The sequence below is a fragment of the Actinoplanes derwentensis genome (assembly GCF_900104725.1).
Taxonomy (GTDB): Bacteria; Actinomycetota; Actinomycetes; order Mycobacteriales; family Micromonosporaceae; genus Actinoplanes; species Actinoplanes derwentensis.
Map to the genome: position 1 here is coordinate 3,129,365 of NZ_LT629758.1, position 12,455 is coordinate 3,141,819.

Annotated in this window: 10 protein-coding genes; 3 read left to right on the forward strand and 7 right to left on the reverse strand. The window is 71.0% G+C overall.

Annotated features, from left to right (window positions below; genetic code table 11):
* The first annotated feature begins 6 nt into the window (after positions 1-6).
* Positions 7-957: an alpha/beta fold hydrolase gene (locus tag BLU81_RS13755; protein WP_157751546.1), complete on the forward strand. Its 951-nt coding sequence runs from the start codon at positions 7-9 to the stop codon at positions 955-957.
* Complete coding sequence (locus BLU81_RS50630) at positions 951-3,944, forward strand: BTAD domain-containing putative transcriptional regulator (protein WP_231954497.1); 2,994 nt, start codon at positions 951-953, stop codon at positions 3,942-3,944. The genes BLU81_RS13755 and BLU81_RS50630 overlap by 7 nt, the downstream gene beginning before the upstream one ends.
* Positions 3,945-4,114: 170 nt before the next feature.
* Here BLU81_RS50630 and BLU81_RS51520 read toward each other — a convergent pair whose 3' ends face one another.
* The 5 genes from BLU81_RS51520 to BLU81_RS13785 all read right to left on the reverse strand — a co-directional run bounded on the left by BLU81_RS51520 (position 4,115) and on the right by BLU81_RS13785 (position 8,506).
* On the reverse strand, positions 4,115-5,956 hold the full coding sequence (locus BLU81_RS51520) for an alpha/beta fold hydrolase (protein ID WP_092544843.1): 1,842 nt from the start codon (positions 5,954-5,956) through the stop codon (positions 4,115-4,117).
* Positions 5,949-6,704: a GNAT family N-acetyltransferase gene (locus BLU81_RS13770; RefSeq protein WP_092544844.1), complete on the reverse strand. Its 756-nt coding sequence runs from the start codon at positions 6,702-6,704 to the stop codon at positions 5,949-5,951. Before BLU81_RS13770 ends, BLU81_RS51520 begins: the two co-directional genes overlap by 8 nt.
* Positions 6,705-6,766: 62 nt before the next feature.
* Entirely contained in the window at positions 6,767-7,900 is a 1,134-nt protein-coding gene (locus tag BLU81_RS13775) for a glutamate--cysteine ligase (protein ID WP_092544846.1), read from the reverse strand.
* A gap of 19 nt (positions 7,901-7,919) precedes the next feature.
* Positions 7,920-8,129: a hypothetical protein gene (locus tag BLU81_RS13780; protein ID WP_092544848.1), complete on the reverse strand. Its 210-nt coding sequence runs from the start codon at positions 8,127-8,129 to the stop codon at positions 7,920-7,922.
* On the reverse strand, positions 8,126-8,506 hold the full coding sequence (locus BLU81_RS13785) for a hypothetical protein (protein WP_157751548.1): 381 nt from the start codon (positions 8,504-8,506) through the stop codon (positions 8,126-8,128). The genes BLU81_RS13780 and BLU81_RS13785 overlap by 4 nt, the downstream gene beginning before the upstream one ends.
* 60 nt (positions 8,507-8,566) lie before the next feature.
* Between BLU81_RS13785 and BLU81_RS13790 the strand changes: the two genes are divergently transcribed.
* Positions 8,567-10,081, forward strand: a complete 1,515-nt coding sequence (locus BLU81_RS13790) for a class I SAM-dependent methyltransferase (RefSeq protein WP_231954498.1) — start codon at positions 8,567-8,569, stop codon at positions 10,079-10,081.
* Here the strand turns inward: BLU81_RS13790 and BLU81_RS13795 are convergent.
* The gene (locus tag BLU81_RS13795; protein WP_231954500.1) at positions 10,078-11,082 is read right to left on the reverse strand and encodes an endonuclease/exonuclease/phosphatase family protein; all 1,005 of its coding nucleotides are present in this window, start codon (positions 11,080-11,082) and stop codon (positions 10,078-10,080) included. The two genes, BLU81_RS13790 and BLU81_RS13795, sit on opposite strands and share 4 nt — an antisense overlap.
* A gap of 68 nt (positions 11,083-11,150) precedes the next feature.
* On the reverse strand, positions 11,151-12,452 hold the full coding sequence (locus BLU81_RS13800; RefSeq protein WP_231954775.1) for a UDP-glucose dehydrogenase family protein: 1,302 nt from the start codon (positions 12,450-12,452) through the stop codon (positions 11,151-11,153).
* Between the last annotated feature and the right edge of the window lie 3 nt (positions 12,453-12,455).

The following is a 12,455-nucleotide window of genomic DNA, read 5'->3' on the forward strand; positions in this document are numbered from 1 at the left end:
AGCGTCATGAATCCGAGGTCGGAGAGCAGGCGCGTGGTGCGAACCGGTGACCTGTCGCTGGTCTGTCACGTCCGTGGTCGCGGCCCTCGCTGTGTGGCGCACCCGGCGGGGCCCGGCATGCACTGGAGCTACCTGCGGATGCCGCTGGCCGAGCGGGACCACACGATGATCTACGTCGAGCCGGCCGGCACCGGCGACTCCAGCGCCCTGCCACGCGGGGTGCGGTATGACTTGGCTACTTACGTGCGGCACCTGGACGCGGTGGTGCGGGCCTTCGACGACGAGCCGGTCTTCGTGCTCGGCCACGGGCACGGCGGATTCATCGCACAGAGTTACGCGCTGACCGACCCGGACGGCCTGGCCGGCCTCGTCCTCTATTCCACCGGTCCGGCGGCGGACGCGCAGATGCTGGCGCAGGCCCGCTGGAACCTGCATCGCGACACCCTCGACAACCCCACGGGCGCGGCCGAACACGGAGCAAATGGCGATTACTCGGGCGACACGGGCGCAGCCAACAGCGGCACCGGCACGAGTGCCGCCGACACCGGCGAGTACGACGTTGACGCCGCGACGCGCCGGTTGCGTGAGATCCTTCCGTCGCATTTCGCCCATTGGGAGCACCGGCGGATCGAGTTCGCCCCGATGGTGGCGCAAGTGCGGTGCTGGCCACGCCCGGCAGCTGACTTCGCCGCCTTCGACCTGCGCCGGGAGCTGTCCTCGATCACCGTGCCCACCCTGATCCTCGCCGGGGCCCACGACTTCGTCTTCGGCCCGCCCGCCGCCGCGACGTTGCGGGCCGCGATGCCCGAGGCCAGTGTCGCGATCTTCGAGAACAGCGGCCGTTTCGCACACGTGGAGGAGACGGAACGGTTCGTGCACGTGCTGGCAGAGTTCACGAGCGGCAGCCGACAGCGACAACTCCACGGCCCCGCCGGCGGAGACGGCCTCGCATGGTGAGCCCGAGTCCCGCGCTCCACCTGCAGATCATGGGCCCGTTACGGGTGTGGCGAGACGGCACCGAGATCGACACCGGCCCCCGCCAGCAGCGCTGCCTACTGGCCCTGCTGTTGGCACGGGTGGGCCAGCCGGTCACCATGACCGATCTGGTGGCACTGATCTGGGGCCCGGCCGCCCCGCCGAGCGCGGTCAACGTCGTCCACAAGTACATCGGCGTCCTCCGCCGCCTGCTCGAACCCAGCCTTCCCCTCCGCATGCCCGGCACCTACCTGCAGCGCGACGCCGGCGGCTACCGCTTCACCGCCGGTCCAGAAGTCCTCGACCTGTCCGCCTTCCGAGCCGAGGTCACCGCAGCCCGAGCCGGCGTCATCGCCGCCCAGGCCGATCCCGGCCCGGTCCAGACCAGGCACGACGCATTCCGATCAGGTCTCGGCACGACGCAGGGCAGGCACCACACACCCCAAACCGGGCACGACGCGATCCGAAGCGGCCACAACGCGCCCCGGGCCAGTCTCGACCCGGACCAGACCAGGCACCACACACCCCAGACCAGGCACCACGCACGCCAGATCGGGCACGATGCACCCCAGATCGGGCTGAACACGGACCAGGACGGGCACAGCGCAGCCCTGGGTGGGCTGGACACGGGCCAGAACAGGCACGACGCAACCGGTGCAGCCCCGGGCGTGGATCCAGACGGCGTCGATGATCCACTGGTTCGTTATGCGAACGCTCTGCGGCTCTGTCACGGGCTCTCCGGTGGGTCGCTGGCTGACAGCGTCGGAGCGTCGGCCGTGTTCGCGGCGATCGACAGTGAGTTCTGCGAAGCGGCGATCGAGGCGGCGGGCCTCGCCATCCGGTCACGGCGGCCGTCGTCGGTGCTGGCGCCGTTGCGGCTCGCCGCCGAACTGAACCCCCTCAACGAGGCGGTGTACACCGAGCTGATCACGGCCCTCGCCACCGCCGGGCAGCAGGCGGAGGCCCTGGCCGTCTACCAGACGATTCGCGGGCGCCTCGCCGAGGACCTGGGCATCGACCCGGGCCAGACCTTGCAGGACGCCCACCGAAAGGTGCTGACCCAGGACGGCGACACCGAGAGACGCCCGGCCCAGTCGCCTCCCGGCAGGGTGTCGACCCAGAACGGCGACACCGGCGTACGTCCGGCGCAGTTACCTCCCGACCTGCCGGTGTTCGTAGGGCGGACAGCCGAACTCGCCACCCTGGGCGCCCTGGTCGACGAGGCTCGCCAGGAGGCTCCATTGATCATTGCGCTGGACGGGATGGGTGGCGTCGGCAAATCGACCCTCGCCGTCCATTTCGCGCACCGGTGTGCCGACCGGTTCCCGGACGGTCAGCTGTACCTGGATCTTCAAGGCGACCGGGCCGACGAGAGCCTCCGGGCCGGTGACGCGTTGCGGTCACTGCTGTACGGGCTGGGAATCCCGTACGCCCGGATTCCCGGCACGTTCGACACCCGGGTCGGCGCCTACCGCAGTCTGACCGCCGGCCGCCGGATCCTGGTGCTGCTGGACAACGTGCGCGACCCGGCGCAGGTCCGCCCGCTGCTGCCCAACTCGGCCCAGAGCCTGGTACTGCTGACCAGCCGCCGTCCGCTGCTGGGCCTCGCCGCTCTGGAGGGCGCACACCTGCTGCGAACCGAGTTGCCGGACCTGGCCACGGCCCAGCAACTGCTACGGCGACGCCTGCCCGCCGACCGCAGGCACCTTCCCCGCGCCCCCGGCCGGCTGGCCAACGCCCCCGGCCGCCTGCATGGCAAGCCCGGACACCTGTCTGACGGCCCCGGCGGTCAGCCTGGTGACCGCAGACGGGTGCCTGCCGACCCCGGCCGTCTGGCTGAGGGCCTCGGGCACCTGCCTGATGACCGTGGGGACATCGACGAGATCATCGAGTTGTGCGGACGGCTGCCGCTGGCGCTGGCGGTTCTGGCCGCCCGGCTGACCGCTCGCCCGGCGCTGTCGCTGGATTCCGTCGCCGCGGACCTTCGGGACGGCGCGCGACGGCTGGGCGTGTTCACCGCAGGCAGCGGCACACCCGACCCGCGGACTGCCTTCTCTTGGTCGTACCGGCAGCTCAGCAGTGGCGCAGCTCGGCTGTTCCGGTTGCTGTCGGTGGCATTCGGCGCGGGTGTCACCGCCGGCGCCTGTGCCGGCCTGTCCGGCGACACCCCGGACCGGACCCGCGCCGACCTGGACGAGCTGACCGAGGCGGCTCTGCTGGACGAACACGACGACGGTCGTTTCACGACACATGTGCTGGTGAAGGCGTACGCCGACGAGCTCTTCCACACCATCGAGGGCCCGGACGAGCACCGGGCGGCGGTGGACCGGCTGCTGCGCTACTACTTGCACAGCAGCCTCCACGCGCAGGCGATCCTGTCCCCGAGCCGACCGCCGATCATGCCGACACCCCCAGCAGCCAGCACCCACCCCGCTCGGACGCAGACCCACGAACAGACCGGTAACGCCCACTCCGAGCGGCCGCAGAGCCCGAATCGGATCGCCGACAACCGCGCCGTACGGCCGCAGGGCCCGGAACAGATCGTCGGTGTCCACGCCGAACGGCCGCAGACCTATGCGCAGGCGCTCGCCTGGTTCGACGGGCAGCGGGAGGCGCTGGCCGAGGCGGTTCGGCTGGCGGACGGGCCGGTGGCCTGGCGGCTGGCGATCAGCATGCAGCAGTATCTGCAGGTCACCGGCCGTTTCAAGGATTGGGAGGACGTGATGCGGTCCGCGCTGCCGGCCACTCGCGAGAGCCGGGACCCGGTCGGCGAGGCACACCTGCTGCGCAGCCTGGCGGGTGCACGATGGTCACTCGGCGCCTCCGAGGAGGCGTTGGACCTGCTCTCCTCAGCCCTGAAGATCTTCGAGAAGCAGGGTATGCGCCAGGAACAGGCCCTGACGCACACCAACATCCACCGGATCCTCGAGACTCACCCGGCCCGGCTTATGACCAAGCCACCCGCATAACCGAACCTGCGCGCGGACCGCCCACGGGTCACCCGCCTGGTCGGGTTCCCGCACCACCCGAATAGCCGAGCCCGCGGGTCACCAGCGCAGCCGGGTTCCACGACCGTGACGCCCGCAAAACCAAGCCTGTGGGCGGCCGGGCTGACCGCGACCGCCCGTCAGGTGATCGGTCAGATCACGGGCCAGCTGCCCCAGTCGGGTTCCAGGACCGCGCCACTCGCGTAGTCGAAGGCGAACTGGTCGTCGCCCAGTGCTGATTGCGCCGTGGTTCGGGCTCGGGACAGTTCCACCGCGTCGTCGGGGTCGGGTACCTGGCCGGCGGCAGCGAACGCGCTGTCCGCGTAACCGACCATTCGCGCCGTCCGGGGGTGGTCCCCGTCGGCTGAGGCCATCGCGGCGTAGCCGATCGCCAGGTACGGCACGAACGATTGCCAACCCTCGGCGAACACCCGGGCCCGGCACTCGGTGAGCAACTCCCGGGCCCGGGTCAGGTCGCCCAGGTGCAGTTCGACGAAGGCCAGGTTGTACGACTCGGAGTTCACCTGCTCCGGCTGCCCCAGTTCCTCGTTGAGCGCGATGCTGGCCGAATACCGCTCGCGGGCCAACGTGTAGTCACCGGAGAGCCGGGCCACGGCGGCGAGCACATGCCGGGGCCGCTCCTCCAGCCGCCGGTCGCCGGACTTCACCGCGACGTCCAGCGCCGCCCGGGCCCGCTCGTCGGCCAGGACCAGGTCTCCGGCACGGAGGGCGACACGCGCCGTCGCATACAGCGCCTCCACCCGGCCGTCCGGCGGCCCCGCTGCCCGCTGCAGTTCCGCTTCGGCCAGCAGCATCACCCCGGCGTCATCGCCACGCCGGAAGGCACCACGGATCTCCTCCGCAAAATCCCGCGACAACCCGCCCCACTCCTCCCCCAAAGAATCCCGCAACAACTGGTAGAACGACTCATCCGCAGAGTCCGGCAACCGCTGATCGCCCGGCTCGTACGCGGACACCGGCAATGACCGGCCGTCCGGCTCGACACCGGAGACCGCCAACGACCGGCCGCCCGGACCGGGCGGACCGGGCGGACCGGGCGGACCGGGCGGACCGGGCGGACCGGGCGGACCGGGCGGACCGGGCGGACCGGGCGGACCGGGCGGACCGGGCGGACCGGGCGGTGGATCTCGCAGCAACCAGAGGACTGCCTCGGTGAAGCGGGCCGGCTCCTCGATGTGGCCGAAATGGCCGCTGTCCTCGAGGATCGTCAGCCGCGAGCCGGCGATGCCTTTGTGCAGCATCTCGGCCCAGACCGGACCGCACACGAAGTCGTGCCGGCCGGTGAGGACCACGGTCCGCGCGGCGATCGACGGCAGCTCGGACCGGTAGTCGATCTCGGTCGAGTCGAAGTCGGTCGGCCACGCGCGGATGCCGGCGCGCAGCGACGCGAACTCGGCCTGCCGGCCCCAGTAGTCGGCGAAGTAGACAGGCAGGACCGCCGCCATCCGAGCGCTCCGGCCCTCATGACTCCGGTCGGTGAACGGCTGCGCCATGGCGGCAGCCGTCTCGGCGGCCTCGGGAACGGCCGGGAAACGCCGTGGATGCGCCTCCGCCTGCACCGCACCGGCTTCCCAGAACGCCGCGTCGGTCACCGGTGTCGAGCTGTAGAGGACGAGCCCCGCGACCTTCCCGGGATACCGTATGGCGAACCGCTGGGCCACGACACCGCCGTGCGAGTGCCCGAGCAGATGCACCGGTGACACACCGAGATGCCGGACCAGACTCCGGAGCATCGCGACATAGGTGTCCACATACGTCGCGTCCTCGGGCAGCGGCCCGGACGCCCCGGTGCCGGCCGGCTCCACATAGACCATGGTGAAGTGGGCTTCGAGCTGTGGCGAGCGCAGGTAGGAGTGCTCGACGCCGGGTCCGCCGGAGTGCGCGATCATCACCGGCCCGGTCCCGGCGACGTGGTAGACCTGCCGGGTGCCGGCGGAGGTGTGACTGTGGGTGCCGGGGGTCAGGTCAGTCATGGCTGAACATGGCCCACGTCTCGACGTCACTGAAGCCGATCGACTCGTACAGCGGGCGGCCCTCGACCGACGGCATCAGATAGGCGATCTCGGCGCCGGCGGCGAAACCGTCGGCCAGCGCCCGGACCGTCATCGCCCGGCCCAGCCCTTCGCCACGCCGCGACGGGACGACGGTGACGTTGTACAGCCCGATCACGCCGTCGCCCTGCACGCCCAGCCCGGTCGCGGCCGAGCCCGCCAGGTATCCGGCGAAGCCCGGCGCGTCGAGCACCTCCCCGCCCATCACCAGGTCGAACACTTCGACGGGAGCCCCGAACCCGGCCGCCATCGTCGCGATGTAGACATCGGCGGCCTCCGCGCCGGCCCGCTCCACCCGGCCGGCACTCGCGCGGTCCACGGTCAGCACGGCATCCGCGGCGGGGCAGGCCATCACCGGCATCGCGTGACACTCGGTCAGCCCGTGCCGGGCCGCCACCGACGCCGCCACCCCGGCTGCGGCCTCGCGCACCACGATCGACCACGGCAGCCCTTGCCGGGCGACGGTGGCGGCCATCTCGTCCAGTGTGCTCAGGTCCGGGTCGGGAGCCAGCGCGTAGGCGACGTTCAGTGCGGGCGCCGCGGCCCCGATGACGACCGCACCGGTCGTACCCCGCTCGGTGTGCCAGCCCTTCAGGCTCGCGGCGGCCAGCCGGCGGATGGCATCGGCCCAGGATCTGGCGAGCCGGTCCGGGAGTGGTTCGAACGACATGGTGGAAACGCTAGTGGTGGGTTGTTGACGGGAACTTTACGGCGGGACGGCAGGTCGTTTCGTCAACTGAAACGGTCGTCGCGCATCTCCCGGACCAGGGCGGACACCACCGCTTTGAGGCTGCCGTCGCTGGCCGCGGCGGTCCGCAACTGACGCTGGTAACTGGCGCCGTGGGTGACGATGTCGCGCAGGCCCTCCAACTCGGCCGTGCAGTCCAGCGACTCGGCGATCGGCGCCAGCCGCCGCAGCAGGTCGTCGAGGTCCTTGGTGACGAGTTCTTCGTCGCCGACCGCGTTCTGGATGATGATCGCGTCCATCCCGTACCGCGCGGCGCGCCATTTGTTCTCCCGGACGAACCACGGCTGGAGCCTCGGTACGGCCCGGCCGGCGTCGAGTTCGGCGGAGAAGTACTCCACCAGGCACTGGGTCAGCGCGGCGAGGGAGCCGATCTCCCGCGCGGTGGGGATGCCGTCGAAGGTCCGCACCTCGATCGTGCCCCACACCGGTGACGGGCGGATGTCCCAGCGCAGTTCGTTCAGTTCCTCGATCACGCCGGTGTGCTGCAGGTCGGCGACCATCGCCTCGTACTGCGCCCAGTCGGTGAACTGCGGCGGCAGCCCGGCCGTCGGCAGCTGCTGGAACGTCAGGGCGCGGTTGGAGGCGTACCCGGTGGTCTCCCCCGCCCAGAACGGGCTGGACGCGCTGAGGGCCTGGAAGTGTGGCAGGTAGGTGAGCAGGCCGTCGATGATCGGCAGCACTTTGCGGTGGTCCTCGACGCCGACGTGGACGTGCACGCCCCAGATCATCATCTGCCGGCCCCACCAGCGGGTCCGGTCGATCAGGGTGTCGTAGCGCGGTTTGCCGGGGGTCACCTGCTGGCGGAACCACTGGCTGAACGGGTGGGTGCCGGACGACATCAGGTCGACGCCCCGTGGTTCGGCGATGGTGGCGACCCGCTCGGCGAGCCGGGTGAGGTCGGCGACCGCGTCCCGGACCCGGTGGTGCGGCGCGCTGACGATCTCGACGGTGTTGGTGAGCAGTTCCCCGGTCACGTGCGGGAAGGTGTCCGCCGGGCCGAGCTGTCGGAGCAGGTCGGGTGCGGCCGCGGTGAGTTCGCCGCTACGCCGGTCGACGCAGGCGACCTCCCACTCGATCCCTAGACCCGATCTGTTCGATGGGGCGAAGTCGATACCCATGCCCCCGAGTCTAGAAAGGCTATTTGATGATCACCGCGGCCGAGGTGCCCGACGAGGCCTTCCCGTAGGTGTCACCGGCGAAGGCGGCGGCGAACCGGAACTGGACTCCGCTCGCCGCCTCGATCAGGGTGAACTGTTCGGTGCCCGAGGCCAGGGTGAACTTCGAGGTCTGCACGGTCGTGACGCTCCGGCCGGCCACCGGCGCGGCGACGGTGAGGGTGGCGATCACGTCGGACTTGTCGTGGAAGTAGGCGCCTGGTACGGGCCGGTCCCGGCGGTGGCGTCGACGGAGCCGAGGCCGGGTGTGCCATTGGTGGGGCAGCCGAATCCGTAGAACAGGCGGGTGCCGGCGAACGCCAGGTGGACCGGGCACGGGCTGGTCGCCCAGCGCCCGGCCTCGGCCAGGGTGGTGGTGTCCAGCACGGCGACGGTGTTGCCGTCGGAGACGAAGAGTCTCCCGTTGGCGGCGGCCATCGCCGTGGGCGCGGTGAGCGTGGTGACCGCGGTCGGCACCGCTGAGGTGCCCGCTGAAGTGCCCGCTGAGGCCGGGGTGGACATCAGACTCGCCGCGATGACACCGATCAATGCTGCCGCCGTATACCTCATGGCCCGATCCTAGGCAAAAGCCGCATTCCGCATCCGTGCTTCGCCGGTATGATCGAGCGGGTGATCAACAGCGAGCGCTTCGTACTGTTCCCCGGGCGCCACCACCTGCTGACCCGCTTCCAGGCGGAGTACCTGAACCGGCTCGCCGCCACCGGCCGGACCACCATCGTGTGGGCCGTCACGTCGGCCAATCACGACAACACCCGGCGCAATCCGGTGCCGTACCACCGCCGGGAAGCCGCCATCGAGCGGTTCAGCCTGCTCAGCGGGTTGCGTTCGCTGGTCGTGCCGATCTTCGACGCCGCGCCCACCGACACGTTCGCCGAGGTCACGCTGAAGAGCATCGCGGTGGCCACCGGGATCGAGCTGACCCCGGCGGACACCGTGGTCGCCTGTTCGACACCCGAGGTGGCGAAACTGTACGAGCGGCTGGGCTTCCCGATCGCCCTGGTCGAGGCCGAGCCGTTGCTGCCGGTGACGCCGGAGCGGCCGTTCGACGTGCTGCTGCGCCTGGCCGCCGGGGACGTGTCGTGGCGCGAGCTGGCGCACCCGGCGACGATCGACGTCTTCGAGCGGTACCGCCTGGTCGACGCGGTCCGGACGGTGGTCAACGATCCGCTGGTCGGTGACGAGGGCGGTCTGACGGCGACCCGCGACTACCGGACGTACGTGGAGGCGTTCGCCGACGCCGCGGAGCGCAAGTGGGCGGCGGTCCGCCGGCACGTGCGGCCGGGCCGGATCGTGGACATCGGCTGCGGCGCCGGGTCGCTGCTGGAACTGGCCGACCGTGAGCCGGGCCTGCACGAGAGCGACCTGATCGGCGTCGAGGTGGCCCGGCACCTCTACCAGGAATGCCTGCACAAGAAGGCGCAGGGTGTCTTCCGCAACGCCAACGTCTACTTCTACCAGCGCAACGTCCTCGGCGGCGCGATCTTCACGGACCGTTCGGTGGACACCACCCTGACCTTCGCCCTGACCCATGAGATCTGGTCGTACGGCCGTCAGCGCGAGTCGTTGCTGCAGTTCGCCCGGCGCATCTTCGACCACACCGCACCGGGCGGAGTCTGGATCAACAGTGACGTGTGCGGCCCGGACGACCGCGGGCAGAAGGTGCTGCTCCGGCTGGCCACCGACGACGGCGACAATCCGGCCGGACCCCGGCGTGACCTCGACCCCGAGGAGGTCCGCGGATACGTGAGCGGCCTCTCGACCCGGGCCCGGCTGGACCAGTTCGCCGTCGACTTCGCCTTCCCGTTCGACTTCGAAGCGGTCGACGACCAGACGGTCCGCATCGAGCTGGGCCCGGCGATGGACTTCCTGACCCGCAAGGACTACGTGGACAACTGGCTGTCCGAGACGAAGGAACAGTTCTGCGGGCTGTCCTTCGCCGAGTGGGGCGAACTCCTCGCCGAGGCCGGTTTCGTCCTGGACCCGGCGTCCACCCCGATCCGCAACGACTGGATCATCGACAACCGGATCGCCCCGGTCGCGTCGCTGACCGACGAGCGGGCGCAGCCGCTCGACTGGCCGACCACCCACCTGTTCGTGGTCGCGAGGCGGCCGCACAACAGCTAGGACGCGGCTGGAACCGTCAGCGACGCGAAGACCGCCCGGTGGTCGGAATCGGTCACGCTGTGCACCGCGACGGCACGCACGCCGATCCGCTCGTCGACCAGCACGTGGTCGATGGTGACCAGGCCCTTGCCGCCGTTGAAAGCGGGCCAGCTCGGGACCAGGCCCTTGCCGACGGTGGCGGCGGCGTCCCGGTAACCGGTGTCGATCAGGTCCCGCAGCGGCGCGTGGTCGAGGGTGGCGTTGAAGTCGCCGAGCAGGATCTTCACCGGGCCGTCGCCACCGGCGGCCGGCTGCTCACGGAGGTCGGCACGCCAGCCGTCGTACATGTCCGGCCCGGCCGGGGCGAGCGGGTGCACCGACTCCAGGTAGACAGGGGCGGCGCCGTCGGGCTGGATCGTCGCGGTGGCCTGCTGGAATCCGCCGTCGTTGTCCCGGGTCGACTGGGACAGCATCGGATAGCGCGAGTAGAGACCCGAGCCACCGGCGTCGCGGGCGGCGGTGAGCTGCTGATGCGGCAGCAGGTCACCGATCCCGGCCGCTTTCAGTGAGGCCTCGCCGCGCGGGGTGAACTCCTGCACGGCGAGCACTGCCACGTCACCGTCGCGGACCAGCTGGACGATCTGGGCCGCGTCGGCCTCCCCGTACAACATGTTGATCGTCAGCACCCGCAACGCGATCCCCTCGGTGGGGCCTTTGTCCAGGTCCGGCAGCGCCCGCGGCAGCACGCAGACGGCCATCCCGACGGCGACCGCCCCGGCCACCGCGGCGGCCGCCCAGCGCCGGGCGGCCAGCGCGGCGAGCAACGGGACCAGGGTCCACGCCGCCACGAACGGGGTGCCCGCGAACAGCATGATCAGGGCGCCGCGCTCCAGCCCGAACACCCGGCCGGCCAGCCAGAGTGCGCCGGGGATCAGCAGCAGCCAGATGATGACGGACACCGCGACTCGGCGTCCGGCCGGAGACACCACGGGTGGAGCGGTCGGCGAGTCGGTGATCGTCACGCGGCAAAATTAGCCGCCGCACCCTGACAGCACGCTGTGACAGCGGCCGAAGTCACAGCGTGGGACGGTCAGGGACGGCCCGGCGCCCGGTACTGCCAGCCGGCGTCGCGCCAGACGTCCGGGTCGAGCACGTTGCGGCCGTCGACGATGTTGCGCCGGGCGACGACCGCGCCGAGCACCTCCGGGTCGAGCTCGGTGAACTCGGTCCATTCGGTGAGCAGCAGGACCACCGTCGCCCCGGTGGCCGCGTCGAGCGCGGACTCGGCGTAGTTCAGGGCGGGGTACTTCTTGCGGGCGTTGTCGAGTGCGGCCGGGTCGTAGACCGAGACCAGCCCGCCCTCCCGGTCGATCGCGGTGGCCACGTCGAGGGCCGGCGAGTCCCGGATGTCGTCGGAGTCCGGCTTGAACGCGGCGCCGAGCACCGCCACCCGGGCACCGTCGATCGAGCCGCCGAGCAGCTGCCGGGCCAGGGCGGCGACCCTGGTCCGGCGCCTGGTGTTGATCGCGTCGACCTCCTCGAGGAAGGCCAGCGCACGGCCGGCGCCCAGTTCGTCGGCGCGCGCCATGAACGCCCGGATGTCCTTGGGCAGGCAGCCGCCACCGAACCCGACGCCCGGGTGCAGGAAACGGCCGCCGATCCGGGTGTCGTACGACAGCGCCCGGGAGAGTTGGACCACGTCCCCGCCGGTGGCCTCGCAGACCTCGGCCATCGCGTTGATGAAGGAGATCTTGGTGGCCAGGAACGCGTTGGCGGCGACCTTGACCAGTTCGGCGGTGGTGAAGCCGACCGTCACGGTCGGGATGTCGCCGAGGGGCGAGTACACCTCCCGCAGGATCATCTCGGCGCGCCGGTTGCGGACCCCGAGCACGATGCGGTCCGGGCGCAGGGTGTCCTGCACGGCGAAGCCCTCGCGGAGGAACTCCGGGTTCCACGCCAGGTCGGTCCGCACCCCGGCCGGGGCGAGTTCGGCCAGCCGGTCGGCCAGTCGTTCCGCGGTGCCGACCGGGACCGTGGACTTCCCGACGACCAGGCAGTCCTTGACCAGGTGCGGTGCCAGGGCCTCGATCGCCGCGTCGAGCTGCGAGACGTCGGCCCGGTACTCCCCCGGCTTCTGCGGGGTGCCGAGGCACAGGAAGTGCACGTCACCGAACCCGGCGGCCTCGGCGTACGACGTGGTGAACCGCAGTCGCCCGCTGTCCAGCCCGCGGCGCAGCAGTTCACCCAGCCCGGCCTCGTAGATGGGTAGTTCACCCGCGTTGAGCTGGCGGACCTTGTCCTCGTCGATGTCCAGCCCGAGCACCTCGTAGCCCAGGTCGGCCATGCAGGCGGCGTGGGTGATGCCGAGGTAGCCGGTGCCGATGACAGTCATCCA